The organism is Pseudomonas sp. MF4836, from assembly GCF_002018875.1.
GTDB lineage: Bacteria > Pseudomonadota > Gammaproteobacteria > Pseudomonadales > Pseudomonadaceae > Aquipseudomonas.
This window is the reverse complement of record NZ_MVOL01000004.1, coordinates 80,571-94,192: the sequence shown is the minus strand read 5'-3', so window position 1 is coordinate 94,192 and position 13,622 is coordinate 80,571. Positions and strand designations below refer to the sequence as shown.

The 13,622-nt window shown below is 62.5% G+C and carries 17 protein-coding genes; 10 read left to right on the top strand and 7 right to left on the bottom strand.

Features of this window, described 5'->3' with window-relative positions; translation table 11 throughout:
* Positions 1–10: 10 nt before the first annotated feature.
* Positions 11–904 (top strand): LysR family transcriptional regulator, encoded by an 894-nt coding sequence (locus tag MF4836_RS10590; RefSeq protein WP_078470298.1) that lies wholly within the window; start codon positions 11–13, stop codon positions 902–904.
* Here the strand turns inward: MF4836_RS10590 and MF4836_RS10585 are convergent.
* Entirely contained in the window at positions 901–1,227 is a 327-nt protein-coding gene (locus MF4836_RS10585; RefSeq protein WP_020294995.1) for a DUF883 family protein, read from the bottom strand. The genes MF4836_RS10590 and MF4836_RS10585 overlap by 4 nt on opposite strands.
* 157 nt (positions 1,228–1,384) lie before the next feature.
* Here MF4836_RS10585 and MF4836_RS10580 point away from each other — a divergent pair, with 157 nt between their 5' ends.
* Positions 1,385–1,600: a dodecin gene (locus MF4836_RS10580; RefSeq protein WP_078470297.1), complete on the top strand. Its 216-nt coding sequence runs from the start codon at positions 1,385–1,387 to the stop codon at positions 1,598–1,600.
* 133 nt (positions 1,601–1,733) lie between these two features.
* Positions 1,734–1,958 carry a DUF1161 domain-containing protein gene (locus MF4836_RS10575; protein ID WP_078470296.1) on the top strand — a complete coding sequence of 75 codons (225 nt, stop codon included), beginning with the start codon at positions 1,734–1,736 and terminating at the stop codon, positions 1,956–1,958.
* Positions 1,959–2,123: 165 nt separating this feature from the next.
* Here MF4836_RS10575 and MF4836_RS10570 read toward each other — a convergent pair whose 3' ends face one another.
* On the bottom strand, positions 2,124–3,125 hold the full coding sequence (locus tag MF4836_RS10570) for an LLM class flavin-dependent oxidoreductase (RefSeq protein WP_078470295.1): 1,002 nt from the start codon (positions 3,123–3,125) through the stop codon (positions 2,124–2,126).
* A 241-nt stretch (positions 3,126–3,366) separates the two neighbouring features.
* Between MF4836_RS10570 and MF4836_RS10565 the strand changes: the two genes are divergently transcribed.
* Both MF4836_RS10565 and MF4836_RS10560 read left to right on the top strand, forming a co-directional pair.
* A complete protein-coding gene (locus tag MF4836_RS10565; protein ID WP_078470294.1) occupies positions 3,367–3,798 on the top strand; it encodes an OsmC family protein in 432 nt (143 codons plus the stop codon).
* Between the two features lie 184 nt (positions 3,799–3,982).
* Positions 3,983–4,216 (top strand): DUF1161 domain-containing protein, encoded by a 234-nt coding sequence (locus tag MF4836_RS10560; protein WP_020295000.1) that lies wholly within the window; start codon positions 3,983–3,985, stop codon positions 4,214–4,216.
* Positions 4,217–4,227: 11 nt separating this feature from the next.
* Here the strand turns inward: MF4836_RS10560 and MF4836_RS10555 are convergent, their stop codons facing one another.
* Positions 4,228–4,647, bottom strand: a complete 420-nt coding sequence (locus MF4836_RS10555) for a PA0061/PA0062 family lipoprotein (protein ID WP_078470293.1) — start codon at positions 4,645–4,647, stop codon at positions 4,228–4,230.
* Between the two features lie 42 nt (positions 4,648–4,689).
* Positions 4,690–5,103 (bottom strand): PA0061/PA0062 family lipoprotein, encoded by a 414-nt coding sequence (locus MF4836_RS10550; protein WP_078470292.1) that lies wholly within the window; start codon positions 5,101–5,103, stop codon positions 4,690–4,692.
* A gap of 59 nt (positions 5,104–5,162) precedes the next feature.
* Between MF4836_RS10550 and MF4836_RS10545 the strand changes: the two genes are divergently transcribed.
* On the top strand, positions 5,163–6,239 hold the full coding sequence (locus MF4836_RS10545) for an aminopeptidase (RefSeq protein ID WP_078470291.1): 1,077 nt from the start codon (positions 5,163–5,165) through the stop codon (positions 6,237–6,239).
* Between the two features lie 142 nt (positions 6,240–6,381).
* On the opposite strand, the gene MF4836_RS10540 is transcribed toward MF4836_RS10545, so the two are convergent.
* Positions 6,382–7,032 (bottom strand): HAD family hydrolase, encoded by a 651-nt coding sequence (locus MF4836_RS10540; protein ID WP_078470290.1) that lies wholly within the window; start codon positions 7,030–7,032, stop codon positions 6,382–6,384.
* Between the two features lie 31 nt (positions 7,033–7,063).
* Complete coding sequence (locus MF4836_RS10535; protein WP_078470289.1) at positions 7,064–7,609, bottom strand: gamma carbonic anhydrase family protein; 546 nt, start codon at positions 7,607–7,609, stop codon at positions 7,064–7,066.
* 102 nt (positions 7,610–7,711) lie between these two features.
* On the opposite strand from MF4836_RS10535, the gene prlC reads away from it, so the two are divergent.
* Complete coding sequence (prlC, locus tag MF4836_RS10530) at positions 7,712–9,763, top strand: oligopeptidase A (RefSeq protein ID WP_078470288.1); 2,052 nt, start codon at positions 7,712–7,714, stop codon at positions 9,761–9,763.
* Positions 9,760–10,050, top strand: a complete 291-nt coding sequence (locus MF4836_RS10525) for a YheV family putative zinc ribbon protein (protein ID WP_020295007.1) — start codon at positions 9,760–9,762, stop codon at positions 10,048–10,050. The genes prlC and MF4836_RS10525 overlap by 4 nt, the downstream gene beginning before the upstream one ends.
* 86 nt (positions 10,051–10,136) lie before the next feature.
* Here the strand turns inward: MF4836_RS10525 and MF4836_RS10520 are convergent, their stop codons facing one another.
* Positions 10,137–10,793, bottom strand: coding sequence for a dual specificity protein phosphatase family protein (locus tag MF4836_RS10520; RefSeq protein ID WP_078470578.1), 657 nt, complete (start codon positions 10,791–10,793; stop codon positions 10,137–10,139).
* Positions 10,794–11,085: 292 nt separating this feature from the next.
* Between MF4836_RS10520 and MF4836_RS10515 the strand changes: the two genes are divergently transcribed.
* Both MF4836_RS10515 and MF4836_RS10510 read left to right on the top strand, forming a co-directional pair.
* Complete coding sequence (locus MF4836_RS10515; RefSeq protein WP_078470287.1) at positions 11,086–11,829, top strand: gluconate 2-dehydrogenase subunit 3 family protein; 744 nt, start codon at positions 11,086–11,088, stop codon at positions 11,827–11,829.
* Positions 11,830–11,831: 2 nt separating this feature from the next.
* Positions 11,832–13,616, top strand: a complete 1,785-nt coding sequence (locus MF4836_RS10510; protein WP_020295010.1) for a GMC family oxidoreductase — start codon at positions 11,832–11,834, stop codon at positions 13,614–13,616.
* Positions 13,617–13,622 lie beyond the last annotated feature (6 nt).

Sequence of the window (13,622 nt, the reverse complement as noted above, 5' to 3'; positions counted from 1 at the left end):
CACAGATACCATGAGCCACGACCTTCCTCCGCTGAATGCCCTCAGGGCCTTTGAAGCCACCGCCCGCCTCGGCAGCGTCAGCCAGGCGGCCGAGCAACTGCACGTCACCCATGGCGCGGTCAGCCGGCAGTTGAAAGTGCTGGAAGAGCACCTCGGGGTGAGCCTTTTCGTCAAGGACGGGCGTGGCCTTAAACTCACAGATGCCGGGGTGCGCCTGCGCGATGCCAGCAACGATGCCTTTGAGCGGCTGCGCGCGGTCTGCGCCGAACTGACCCAGGGAGGCGCCGACGCGCCGTTTGTCCTTGGGTGCTCCGGCAGCCTGTTGGCGCGCTGGCTGATCCCGCGCCTGGGGCGGCTGAACGCCGACCTGCCGGACCTGCGTCTGCACCTGTCAGCCGGCGAAGGCGATCTCGACCCGCGGCGCCCGGGGCTGGATGCGCTGCTGGTGTTCGCCGAGCCACCGTGGCCGGCGGACATGCAGGTCTACGAACTGGCCAGCGAGCGCATCGGTCCGGTCATGAGCCCACGTTTTGCCGGCTACGAGCAGCTGCGTCGACAGCCGCCTGCCGCATTGCTTGACCAGGCCTTGCTGCAAACCACGTCGCGGCCCCAGGCGTGGCCCAGTTGGGCACGGCAAAACGGCCTCGATGCCCAGGCATTGAAGTTCGGACAGGGGTTCGAGCATTTGTATTATTTGCTGGAGGCGGCGGTGGCCGGGCTGGGGGTGGCGATTGCGCCAGAGCCGCTGGTGGCCGAAGACTTGCGGGCGGGTCGCCTGGTTGCCCCGTGGGGTTTTGGTGAAACCTCGGGGCAACTGGCGTTGTGGCTACCCAAGCGCGCCGCGGATGGGCGCGCCCGGCAACTGGCGCAGTGGCTCAGGAATGAGCTGCGCCAGGCAACTTAATCGCCGCGTTTGCACAACAGATAAGCCGCCAGCAGGCCCAGGGCGCCGACCGCGACACCGGCCGTGGTCCAAGGGTGTTCCTGGGCGTAATCGCGGGTGGCGATCCCGGTTTCGCGGGTCTTCACTTTGACTTCTTCATAGGCATCGCTGAGCAGGCTGCGGGAATGTTTCAGCGCGCTCTCGGCGTTGGTTTTCAGGGCCTTGAGGGTTTTACGCGACTCGTCAGACGCGTCGTCCTTGAGGCTTTCCAGAGACTTGAGCAGGCTCGAGATCTCCGCTTCCATACTTTCCAGTGAGGCTTTACGTAACGAGTTGTTAGCCATGTCGGCTCTCCTGCATGGTTGATGAGTGGCATGTGTAGGTTCCGACTCCAGCGCTTGGCGAAAGTGCAGTTAATCTGAACTTTGCTGTATGCGATGCACCGAAAAGGGGTATCAAAAAATCACTGCTAGGCTGTATTCAAACCTTAAGGAGCACGCCATGACTGACCACCACACGTACAAAAAAGTCGAACTCGTCGGTTCGTCCCCCTCCAGCATCGAAGACGCCATCAATAACGCGTTGGCCGAGGCCAGCAAAAGCATCAAGCACCTGGAGTGGTTCGAAGTGATCGAAACCCGGGGCCATATCAAGGACGGCAAGGCGGCGCATTTCCAGGTCACGCTCAAGGTTGGCTTTCGTATTGCCAACAGTTGAGGGCTTGGACTAGGCTCTTGAACTTGTGCGCTGGCCGATTGCCATAGGAAATGGCAAAGCGCTACAGCTGTCTTGAGCCTGAGAAAGGCTGGCGCAGATGCTTACCTTTTGATCCGACCAGGGAATGTGACCGATGAAGAAACTAATATTGGCAGCAGCATTGTTCAGCCTCGCGGGAACAGCCCTTGCCGCAGGCAAGCCGTGCGAAGAGCTGAAAAGCGAAATCGCCGCGAAGATCGACGCCAACGGCGCCACGCATTACTCGCTGGAAGTGGTGGACAAGGGCGCAGCCGCTGACGGCAAAGTCGTGGGCTCGTGCGAAGCCGGGACCAAGGAAATCGTCTACAAACGTGGTTGAGACGTTGTAGATGCAGATTGAGAAAACCGACGCCATGGCGTCGGTTTTTTTATGCCTGGGAGATAGGGGCGGGGCGGGGTCGCGTCAGCGCAGCCGCCTGCTGGAGCCACTGCCGAAGGCAGCGCTGGCCTTGCGCACCACCGCCGCATTACCTGAAAAGACCCTTCAGCCCTTCATCACCTGCGCCAGCAGTTCATAGGAGTGCAGGCGATCGGCGTGTTCATACAGGTCGCAGGTGAAGATCAGCTCATCGGCCCCAGTCTGTTCGATCAGCACTTCGAGCTTGGCGCGGATTTTCGCCGGGCTGCCGACCATGGCCAGGCCGAGGAAGCTCGCCACCGCTTCTTTCTCGTGGGGCAGCCACAGGCCGTCCATGGTTTTCACCGGGGCGCGCTGCACCAGGCTCTGCCCGCGCATCAGCGCGAGGATGCGCTGGTACACCGAGGTCGCCAGGTAATCGGCCTGCTCGTCGGTATCGGCCGCCACCAGGGGCACGCCGAGCATCACGTAGGGCTTGTCGAGCACGGCCGAAGGTTTGAAGTGGTTGCGGTACACGCGAATCGCTTCATGCATGTAGCGCGGTGCGAAATGCGAAGCGAAGGCATAAGGCAGGCCGAGTTCGCCGGCCAGTTGCGCACTGAACAGGCTGGAGCCCAGCAGCCAGACCGGGACCTGGGTGCCAGTGCCCGGCACCGCGATCACCCGTTGTTCCGGGGTGCGTGGGCCGAGGTAGGCCATCAGCTCGGCCACATCCTCGGGGAAGTCGTCGGCGCTGCCTGAGCGCTCGCGGCGCAGGGCGCGGGCGGTCATCTGGTCGGAACCGGGGGCGCGGCCCAGACCCAGGTCAATACGGCCGGGGTACAGGCTTTCCAGGGTGCCGAACTGCTCGGCAATCACCAGCGGCGCATGGTTGGGCAGCATCACCCCGCCGGAACCGACGCGGATGGTCGAAGTACCGCCGGCCAGGTAACCGAGCAGAACCGAGGTCGCGGAGCTGGCGATGCCATCCATGTTGTGGTGTTCCGCTACCCAGAAGCGGTTATAGCCGAACTTCTCGACATGTTGCGCCAGATCCAGGGAGTTTCGCAGGGACTGCGCGGGGCTGCCGTCGGCGCGTACCGGTACCAGGTCGAGGGTGGAAAACTTGACGTCGGACAGTGGTTTCATAAGCCTGCTTCTCCAAAGGGCGTGCAGGCTTTTGTCATGAACCAAAACCTGCCGAATTTAATAAGCCAGGTCTATGCAATGTGGGCATATACCCGAGTTTCAATAGCCAGCGTGAATTTGCCGCTCTGATCGGTGGTGAATTCAGACAGGATGAACTTTGTCCGGCCTTCTATCCTCAGAACCCTGTGTAGCGCAAACCCGTTGGGCGTGAATTCTCGCGCTCGATCTTGAGGAGACAGAGATGAGTATCAAAAAGAAAGCCTCGGCTCATTGGGAAGGTGATCTGAAAACCGGCATCGGTTCTATTTCGACCGAAACCGGTGTCTTGCGTGAAGCGCCCTACGGCTTCAAGGCGCGTTTTGAAGGGGGCAAAGGCACCAACCCGGAAGAACTGATCGGCGCGGCCCATGCCGGCTGCTTCTCCATGGCTTTTTCCATGATCCTCGGCGATGCCGGGCTCAAGGCGGATGCCATCGACACCACCGCCGAGGTGACCCTGGACCAGGTTGATGGTGGTTTTGCGATCACTGCAGTGCACCTGATTCTCAAGGCCAAGATCCCGGGCGCGAGCCAGCAGCAGTTCGATGAACTGAGCCGCAAGGCCAAGGAAGGGTGCCCGGTGTCCAAGGTGCTCAATGCCAAGATCAGCCTGGACGCCACGCTGATCAGCTGACCTGTGCCGCGCCCGGGGTCACGCGCCGGCATGCTCGGCGCCGCTCCCCGGGGCGGGCCTGGCCAGCCAGCGCAGTGATCCGCAGGTGCGCCGCGTCAGAACTCGGTTCTGCGAAATGTGGTCGAATGAGTGACTGCGGCTTCAGTCCATGACCATGGGCGCTGCAGCAAGGGAGCTCCACATCATGAAACGTTTTGCCTTGGCGGTTGTTTGTTGCGCGCTGGCCACATCGGCCCTGGCGGCACCCAAGCCCTGCGATGAGCTCAAGGCCGAGATCGAGGCCAAGATCCAGGCCCAGGGGGTGGCGTCCTACACCCTGGAAATCGTCACCAATGACGAAGTCCACGACAACAACATGGTGGTCGGTAGCTGTGAAAACGGCACCCGCAAGATCATCTATCAAAAGAACGATCGCTGAAGCATTCAGGTTCAGGGCACGCAGTTGACCATGCGGTCTTCGGCGACGAGCTGACGCTGGGCGTCGTATAGCCGCGCGCTGGCGTTGAAGCCCAGGGAGCGTGCCTCCAGCCGGTAGCGCTGGCCGGCCTGGAAGTGGTCGTAGCGCACCGTCAGGTAGCACAGGCGCTCCGAGGTGCCGGTCATCATGCCCATGCCACCGGAATAGATCTCGAAATCGAAACGTACCGTCAGCTCGTGACTGCCCGGGGTGACCTGGAAGTAGCGCCCGTCGGGCAAACGCTGCTGGTCCAGGCGCTCGGCCATCACCAGCTTGCCGCCCGGCGCGGGGGCGGCCAGGTCGACCCAGGCCTGTTGCGGGTCGACGTTGGGCAAGGGGCTGGAACAGGCACAAAGGCTGGCCAGGGAGAGAGCGAGCAAAGGTTGGCGCATGAGGGTGGCCACATCAACGAAAGACCTGAAGCATAGCGCCGATCAGGTTCGCTGGCAGCCCGCCGGTTGGCCCATGCCGACGACTTTGCGTTGTTCGTCATACAGCTTGGCCCAGGGCCGGAAGCCGATATTCCCGGCCTGCACCTGATAACGCTGGCCGGCGTTGAAGTCCTTGAATTTCAGACTCAGTTGGCAGTCGCGCCACAGCGGTTCTGCGTCCGGCCCGATATTGGTCGGCTGCACCGCGAACTGATAACGCAGGGTCAGCTCATGGCTGCCGGGCGCCACCTCGAAGTAGCGTTTGTCACCGGCGGCCTTTTCGTCGACCTCCAGGGCCTGCAGGGTGGTGTCGCGGTGGGGGTGAAGGTCGATCCAGGCTTGTGCCGGATCCGGGTCGGGCAGGCTGGCGCAGCCACCCAGGGCAAGCAGGCCAGTGGTCAACAGCAATACGCGCATAGCGAAACTCCAGGCAGGCGAGATAGTCTTGCGAACCGATTCTCGACGGATGATTCGATTTGATTAGGCCGCGTTCAAGCCATGGGTTACTTGATCCTCTTTTGCGCCTTTTGTTTCCGGCCCTGATGCTTTTGTTGCTCAACGGTTGCGCCAGCGTCGGTTATTACAGCCAGCTCGCCAGCGGCCAATGGCAGTTGTTGCGGGCCCGCACCCCGGTGGCCGAGGTGGTCGCCGACCCGGCCCGCGACCCGCAACTGCGGGCGCACCTGGAGCAATCGCAGCAGGCCCGGGCCTTCGCCAGCGAGCACCTGCACCTGCCGGACAACCAGAGTTACCGCCTGTATGCCGATATCGGCCGGCCCTATGTGGTGTGGAACGTGTTCGCCACCCCGGAGTTTTCCCTGCAGGCGCAAACCCATTGCTTCCCGATTGCCGGGTGCGTGGCCTATCGCGGCTACTACAACCAGGGTGCTGCTCGCGGTGCGGCGGCCCTGTTGCAACAGCAAGGCATGGATGTGGCGGTGAGTGGGGTCGAGGCGTATTCGACCCTGGGCTGGTTCAACGACCCGATCATCAGTTCGATGATGCATTGGGGCGACGAGCGCCTGGCGACCCTGATCTTCCACGAGCTGGCGCACCAGCGGTTTTACGTGCAGGACGACACCGAGTTCAATGAGTCCTTCGCCACCTTCGTCGAGCAGCAGGGCACCCGGCAGTGGCGCGCCTATCGCGGCTTGCCCCCGGCCAGCGAAGCCCAGGTGCAGCAGCGCGACCAATTTACCCAGTTGCTCCTCGATACCCGGCAACGCCTGGAGCATCTGTACGCCCAGGCGTTGCCTGCCGAGCAGATGCGTGAGCGCAAGGCGGCGCAATTCGAGCAACTGCGTCAGGACTATCGGCAACTGCGCGACAGCCAATGGCACGGCGACAAGCGCTACGACGCCTGGATCAACGCCCCGATCAACAATGCCCGGTTGCTGCCTTTCGGCCTTTACGACCAGTGGGTGCCAGCGTTTGCCGCCCTGTTCAAACAGGTGGGCGGCGACTGGCCGGCCTTCTACGATGCGGTGCAAACCCTGGGTAAACGCCCGCCGGCCGAGCGCAAGGCAGAGCTGCGGCGCTTGGCCCAACTCTAAGGCGCCAGAGGCTTTGCGCCGAGGGGCGGCATTCTGTGGTCCGCACCTGGGCTTTTTGTGGCGAGGGCGCTTGCTCCCGTTCGGCTGCGCAGCGGCCGTCATCAGGTCACTGCGGTGTGTCAGGCCAAGTGGCGGTGTGGCCTTAGCTGCGCAAAAACGCCTGGTGCAATTGGTCCAGGGTCTGGAAGTGATAGGCCGGCGCTTCGGCAGTCAGTTCTTCGTGGCTGCCAAAACCGTAGCCCACTGCCGCCGCGTCCAGGCCGTTGCGTCGGGCGCCGATCAGGTCGTGCTTGCGGTCGCCAATCATCAGGGTGTTCGCCGGATCCAGGCGTTCCTGTTCCAGCAAATGGGCGATCAACTCGACTTTGTCGGTGCGGGTGCCGTCCAGCTCGCTGCCGTAGATCACCTTGAAGTGCTTGGCGAAATCGAAATGGCGGGCGATTTCCCGGGCGAATACCCAAGGCTTGGAGGTCGCGATATACAGCTGCCGGCCCTGGCCGCTCAAGGTTTCGAGCAAAGGTGTAACGCCGTCGAACACGCGGTTCTCATACAGGCCGCTGACCTTGAAACGTTCGCGATAGAAGTTCACCGCCTCCCAGGCCCGGGCCTCGTCGAAGTCGTAGAACTGCATGAAGGCCTGCAACAGCGGCGGCCCGATGAAGTGTTCGAGTCGGGTCAGGTCAGGTTCGTCGATGCCCAATTTGCTCAGGGCGAACTGGATCGAACGGGTGATGCCTTCACGTGGGTCGGTCAGGGTGCCATCGAGGTCAAATAGAACGGTCTGGTAATGCATGGGGTTTCCTGGGCAAGGGGTCAGAGGGCATTCAAGGCAGGTGGTAGCCTTCGGCCAGGTGCAGGTCCTTGAGTTTTACGTAATTGGCGGCGCTGTAGGTGAAGAAGGCGCGCTCCTTGTCGGTCAGGGCCCGCACTTGTTTCACCGGGCTGCCGACATACAGGAAGCCACTTTCCAGCTGCTTGCCCGGGGGCACCAGGCTGCCGGCGCCGATGATCACATCGTCGGCCACCCGGGCGCCGTCCATGACAATGCTGCCCATGCCGATCAGTACCCGGCTGCCGACGGTGCAGCCGTGCAGCATGACTTTGTGGGCGATGGTCACGTCATCGCCGATCAGCAGCGGGAAGCCGTCGGGGTTGAACGGGCCGGCATGGGTGATGTGCAGCACGCAGCCGTCCTGCACGCTGGTGCGTTGGCCGATGCGGATGCGGTGCATGTCGCCGCGGATCACGGTCAGTGGCCAGATCGAGCTGTCGCTGCCGATCTCGACGTCGCCGATCACCACCGCCGAGTGGTCGACGAAGGCCCGTTCACCGAGGCTCGGCGTGTGCTGCTGATAGGTGCGAATGGCCACGTGGGGTTGCCTCTCTGACATTTATTAATGGGGTCGATAGCTGCGGTGGGCATCGATTGTAATTAAGATGGCGCTACGTTTCTTCCAGCCAAGGTGCCAACCGTGAGCCTGAACAACCCTCTTCTGCAGTCCTACGACCTGCCGCCGTTCTCGGCGATCCGTGCCGAGCATGTGCAACCGGCCATCGAACAGATCCTGGCGGATAACCGGGTTGCCATCGCGCAGATCCTCAAGACTCAAGGCCAGCAGCCGACCTGGGCCGGCCTGGTGCTGGCCATGGACGAACTCAATGATCGCCTGGGCGCCGCCTGGAGCCCGGTCAGCCACCTCAACGCCGTGTGCAACAGCGCCGAACTGCGTGAAGCCTATGAGGCGTGCCTGCCTGCCCTGAGCGCCTACTCTACCGAGATGGGCCAGAACCGCGAGTTGTTCCAGGCCTTCGAAGCCCTGGCCAACAGCCCCGAAGCCGCCGGTTTCGATGTGGCGCAGAAGACTATCCTCGAACATTCCCTGCGTGACTTCCGCCTGTCGGGTATCGACCTGCCGCCGGAGCAGCAGAAGCGCTACGCCGAGGTGCAGAGCAAACTGTCGGAGCTGGGCAGCCGCTTCTCCAACCAGTTGCTCGACGCCACCCAGGCCTGGACCAAGCACGTCACCGACGAAGCGGCCTTGGCCGGCCTGACCGACTCGGCCAAGGCGCAAATGGCCGCCGCCGCCCAGGCCAAAGAGCTCGACGGCTGGCTGATCACCCTGGAATTCCCCAGCTACTACGCAGTGATGACCTACGCCCAGGACCGTGCCCTGCGTGAAGAGATCTACGCCGCCTACTGCACCCGTGCCTCGGACCAGGGCCCGAATGCCGGGCAGAACGACAATGGCCCGGTGATGGAGCAGATCCTCGACCTGCGTCAGGAACTGGCCAAGCTCCTGGGCTTTGCCAGCTTCTCCGAATTGAGCCTGGCCACCAAGATGGCCGAATCCAGCGACCAGGTGCTGAGTTTCCTGCGCGACCTGGCCAAGCGCAGCAAGCCGTTTGCCGCCCAGGACCTGCAGCAGCTCAAGGCTTACGCCGCCGAACAGGGCTGCCCGGACCTGCAAAGCTGGGACAGCGGCTTCTACGGTGAAAAACTCCGTGAGCAGCGTTACAGCGTGGCCCAGGAAGCCCTGCGCGCCTACTTCCCGATCGACAAGGTGCTGGGCGGCCTGTTCGCCATCGTGCAGCGTCTGTATGGCATCGAGATCGCCGAGCAGAAAGGCTTCGACACCTGGCACCCGGATGTACGCCTGTTCGAAATCAAGGAGAACGGCCAGCACGTCGGCCGTTTCTTCTTCGACCTGTATGCCCGCGCCAACAAGCGTGGCGGGGCCTGGATGGATGGCGCCCGTGACCGTCGCCGCACCCTGGACGGCGTGTTGCAGAGCCCGGTGGCCAATCTGGTGTGCAACTTCACCCCGGCCGACAGCGGCAAGCCTGCGCTGCTGACCCACGATGAAGTCACCACCCTGTTCCACGAATTCGGCCACGGCCTGCACCACCTGCTGACCCGGGTTGAACATGCCGGCGTATCCGGTATCAACGGCGTGGCCTGGGATGCGGTCGAGCTGCCGAGCCAGTTCATGGAGAACTGGTGCTGGGAGCCGGAAGGCCTGGCGCTGATCTCCGGCCACTATGAGAGCGGCGAGCCGCTGCCCGAGGACCTGTTGCAGAAGATGCTCGCGGCGAAGAACTTCCAGTCCGGACTGATGATGGTGCGCCAGCTGGAATTCTCGCTGTTCGACTTCGAGCTGCACGCCACCCACGGCGACGGGCGCAGCGTGCTGCAAGTGCTAGAAGGGATACGCGACGAGGTCTCGGTCATGCGTCCGCCGGCCTACAACCGCTTCCCCAACAGCTTCGCGCACATCTTCGCCGGCGGTTACGCCGCGGGTTACTACAGCTACAAGTGGGCGGAAGTGCTGTCGGCGGATGCGTTCTCCAGGTTCGAAGAGGAAGGCGTGCTCAACCCGGCCACCGGGCGTGCGTTCCGCGAGGCGATCCTGGCCCGTGGCGGCTCCCAGGCGCCGATGGTGCTGTTCGTCGATTTCCGCGGACGTGCCCCGTCGATTGACGCACTCTTGCGCCACAGCGGCCTGAGTGAGGACGCGGCGGCATGAGTGAGGGTTCCGTGAAGATCACCAAGAAGCGCTTTATCGCCGGGGCCGTCTGCCCGGCGTGCAGCGAGCCGGACCGGCTGATGATGTGGAGCGAGGGCGACGTGCCCCATCGCGAGTGCGTGGCCTGCGGCTATTCCGACACCCTGAATGAACAGGGGCTGTCGGTGCCCAAGGAATTGGGGACCCGGGTCAATACCACGGCGTTGAAAGTGCAGGATGCCAAGGTGCAGTCGGTGCAGTTTTTCCCCAACCCCAAGCTGAAGAAAAAAACCGACGACCCGCAATAACTCCCCGCCATACCACCGGCTCCGCAAGGAGCCGGCCTGTTTTTCCCCATCGTCAATAAAACAGCTCGCTCGGCCCGCTGCTGCGGTCAGATGGCGGGTTTGTTGCTGCTCACGGTTTCGAGCCAGCTCTTCATCGAGCAGGTATCAAACACGCTGGTACTGCAATCGCCATTGGCCAGGGCGGTACGCAGTTTGTCGACATCGGCCTGCATCATGTAGCGAATGCCGTCCTTGAAGTGGGAACTGTCGCCGAACCCGCCCTGGGTCATTTCATTCAGGGCGTCCTCTTTGCTCCAGCCCTGGATCACCACCCGGTACATCGCTGAAATCAGCCCGGTACGGTCCGAGCCGTGCTTGCAATGCATCAGCACCGGGCCCTGGCTCTCTGCGCTCTGGATGGCCCGCAGCGCATTCAGCACATCGGCGTCGTCCACATGATTGGTTCGGTACGGCAGTTGCACCTGCTTGATCCCCGGGGCCGATAGCCAGCGGGAGTCGGCCTCGGGCAGGAAGTTGATCACGGTGCCCACTTGCAACTGTTGCAGCAGGGGCAAGGCTCGGCTGTCGGGCAATGCGCTGCGATAGAGGGTCGGCGACATCTGGTACAGGTTGTAGTGCGCATCTACCGGCTGCGCCCATTGGCTCGGGCGGCTGCTGGGCGCATCGGCGGCCCAGGCCTGGGGCCATGCGAGCAGGGTCAGCAGCGACAGGCAGAGGGCGGGAAAGAGGCGAGTGTTTGACATGCGCAGGCCGACGCTCAGGAAGGAGGGATGATGCTGCACAGCCTGTTCTGGCGGGCGTCAAAGCCCCGTGAGGCCTTTGTCAAAGAATCGTGAAGCATCGGCTGTTGGCTAAAAAAACTGTTTTTTCCACCTTGAAGCGACTTATCTGGATGCTTAGCCTGCTACCATTTGCCCAGTTGTAACCAAATTTTGCTGAGGTTGGGGGGATGCCCCGGCCTGTACCGCGACCAGAACGACAAGCTGCGCCATGACGCCGCTGATCAATCCATCAATGCCTGATGAGGTGCCCCCCATGTCTGATCAAGATCGAGACAACCCGCGGCGTGAGTTTTTGCGCAAATCCCTGACCTTGATCCCGGTGGTCACCGTCGCCAGTACCGGCCTGGGCAGTTCCGTGCTGATGGCGGCGTCGGAGCCGGCCAAGCCGGTCGAACCCGCCAGGGCGGCACCTGCCGGCCAGGCCTATGAGCCGAGTTACTTCACTGCCGAGGAATGGGCCTTTATCAAGGCCGCCGTCGAGCGCCTGATCCCGGCCGACGAGCAAGGCCCTGGAGCCCTGGAAGCCGGTGTCCCGGAATACATCGACCGGCAGATGAACACCCCCTACGCCGCTGGCGCCCTGTGGTACATGCAAGGGCCGTTCAACGCCGACGCCGCGCCGGAAATGGGCTGGCAGAGCAAGCTGGTGCCCAAGGACATCTACCGTCTGGGCATAGCCGCCACGGATGCCTGGTCCAAAGCCTTCAACGGCAAATTATTTGCCGAGCAAGACAGCGCTACCCGGGACGACCTGCTCAAGCAGCTCGAAGCCGGCAAACCGCAGTTCGACAGTGTTCCGGCGAAGATTTTCTTCAACCTGCTGCTGCAAAACACCAAGGAAGGGTTCTTCTGCGACCCGATCCACGGTGGCAATAAAGGTATGGTCGGCTGGACCCTGATCGGCTTTCCCGGCGCCCGCGCCGATTTCATGGATTGGGTGGAACGCAACGAGCAATACCCCTTCCCGGCAGTGTCGATTCGCGGCGAGAGGGCTTGAGCATGGCAACGGTAATGAAGAAGGTCGATGCAGTGATCGTCGGGTTTGGCTGGACCGGCGCGATCATGGCCAAGGAGCTGACCGAGGCGGGCCTCAACGTGCTGGCGCTGGAGCGCGGGCCGATGCAGGACACCTACCCCGACGGCAACTATCCCCAGGTGATCGACGAACTCACCTACAGCGTGCGTAAGAAACTTTTCCAGGACATCTCCAAAGAGACGGTGACCATTCGCCACAGCGTCAACGACATCGCCCTGCCCAACCGCCAGCTGGGCGCGTTCCTGCCTGGCAATGGCGTCGGCGGCGCCGGTCTGCACTGGTCGGGCGTGCATTTTCGGGTGGACCCCATCGAGTTGCGCATGCGCAGCCACTACGAAGAACGCTACGGCAAAAATTTCATTCCCAAGGACATGACCATCCAGGACTTCGGCGTCAGCTACGAAGAGCTGGAGCCGTTCTTCGACTATGCCGAAAAAGTCTTCGGTACTTCGGGTCAGGCCTGGACCGTGAAAGGTCAACTGGTCGGCGAGGGCAAGGGCGGCAACCCTTACGCCCCGGATCGCTCGAACCCATTCCCGCTGGAGTCGCAGAAAAACACCTATTCCGCACAGCTGTTTCAGAAGGCGGCCGGGGATGTCGGGTACAAACCCTACAATCTGCCGTCGGCCAATACCTCGGGGCCTTACACCAACCCCTACGGCGCGCAGATGGGCCCGTGCAACTTCTGCGGCTTCTGCAGCGGTTACGTCTGCTACATGTATTCCAAGGCCTCGCCCAACGTGAACATCCTGCCGGCCCTCAAGCCGCTGCCGAATTTCGAGTTGCGGCCCAATTCCCACGTGCTCAAGGTCAACCTCGACAGCACCAAGACCCGTGCCACCGGCGTGACCTATGTCGACGGCCAGGGTCGCGAGATCGAGCAACCGGCCGACCTGGTGATTCTCGGCGCGTTCCAGTTCCACAACGTGCGCCTGATGCTGCTGTCCGGCATTGGCAAGCCTTACGACCCGATCAGCGGTGAAGGCGTGGTGGGCAAGAACTTCGCCTACCAGAACATGGCCACCATCAAGGCCTACTTCGACAAGGATGTGCACACCAACAACTTCATCGGCGCTGGCGGCAATGGCGTAGCGGTGGACGACTTCAACGCCGACAACTTCGACCACGGCCCCCACGGTTTCGTCGGTGGTTCGCCGATGTGGGTCAACCAGGCCGGCAGCCGGCCGATTGCGGGCACTTCCAACCCACCCGGCACTCCGGCCTGGGGCAGCGCATGGAAGAAGGCCACGGCCGATTACTACACCCACCAGGTATCGATGGACGCCCACGGCGCGCATCAGTCCTACCGGGGCAACTACCTCGATCTGGACCCGGTGTACCGCGATGCCTACGGCCTTCCCCTGCTGCGGATGACCTTCGACTGGCAGGAAAACGACATCAAGATGAACCGCTTCATGGTCGAGAAAATGAGCAAGATCGCCGAAGCCATGAACCCCAAGGCCATCGCCCTGCTGGGCAAGAAGGTCGGCGAGCACTTCAACACCGCGTCCTACCAGACCACCCACCTCAACGGTGGCGCGATCATGGGCACCGACCCCAAGACCAGTGCCCTGAACCGTTACCTGCAAAGCTGGGACGTGCACAACGTGTTTGTTCCCGGCGCGTCGGCATTCCCCCAGGGCCTGGGCTACAACCCCACTGGCCTGGTGGCGGCCCTGACCTACTGGTCGGCGCGGGCGATTCGCGAGCAGTACCTGAAAAACCCCGGCCCGCTGGTTCAGGCTTAAGGAGCG

Bases quoted from the DNA above. Each gene is read 5' to 3' on its own strand.
- MF4836_RS10590 (WP_078470298.1), top strand. From the start codon at position 11: ATGAGCCACGACCTTCCTCCGCTGAATGCCCTCAGGGCCTTTGAAGCC.
- MF4836_RS10585 (WP_020294995.1), bottom strand. From the start codon at position 1,227: ATGGCTAACAACTCGTTACGTAAAGCCTCACTGGAAAGTATGGAAGCG.
- MF4836_RS10580 (WP_078470297.1), top strand. From the start codon at position 1,385: ATGACTGACCACCACACGTACAAAAAAGTCGAACTCGTCGGTTCGTCC.
- MF4836_RS10575 (WP_078470296.1), top strand. From the start codon at position 1,734: ATGAAGAAACTAATATTGGCAGCAGCATTGTTCAGCCTCGCGGGAACA.
- MF4836_RS10570 (WP_078470295.1), bottom strand. From the start codon at position 3,125: ATGAAACCACTGTCCGACGTCAAGTTTTCCACCCTCGACCTGGTACCG.
- MF4836_RS10565 (WP_078470294.1), top strand. From the start codon at position 3,367: ATGAGTATCAAAAAGAAAGCCTCGGCTCATTGGGAAGGTGATCTGAAA.
- MF4836_RS10560 (WP_020295000.1), top strand. From the start codon at position 3,983: ATGAAACGTTTTGCCTTGGCGGTTGTTTGTTGCGCGCTGGCCACATCG.
- MF4836_RS10555 (WP_078470293.1), bottom strand. From the start codon at position 4,647: ATGCGCCAACCTTTGCTCGCTCTCTCCCTGGCCAGCCTTTGTGCCTGT.
- MF4836_RS10550 (WP_078470292.1), bottom strand. From the start codon at position 5,103: ATGCGCGTATTGCTGTTGACCACTGGCCTGCTTGCCCTGGGTGGCTGC.
- MF4836_RS10540 (WP_078470290.1), bottom strand. From the start codon at position 7,032: ATGCATTACCAGACCGTTCTATTTGACCTCGATGGCACCCTGACCGAC.
- MF4836_RS10525 (WP_020295007.1), top strand. From the start codon at position 9,760: ATGAGTGAGGGTTCCGTGAAGATCACCAAGAAGCGCTTTATCGCCGGG.
- MF4836_RS10520 (WP_078470578.1), bottom strand. From the start codon at position 10,793: ATGTCAAACACTCGCCTCTTTCCCGCCCTCTGCCTGTCGCTGCTGACC.
- MF4836_RS10515 (WP_078470287.1), top strand. From the start codon at position 11,086: ATGTCTGATCAAGATCGAGACAACCCGCGGCGTGAGTTTTTGCGCAAA.
- MF4836_RS10510 (WP_020295010.1), top strand. From the start codon at position 11,832: ATGGCAACGGTAATGAAGAAGGTCGATGCAGTGATCGTCGGGTTTGGC.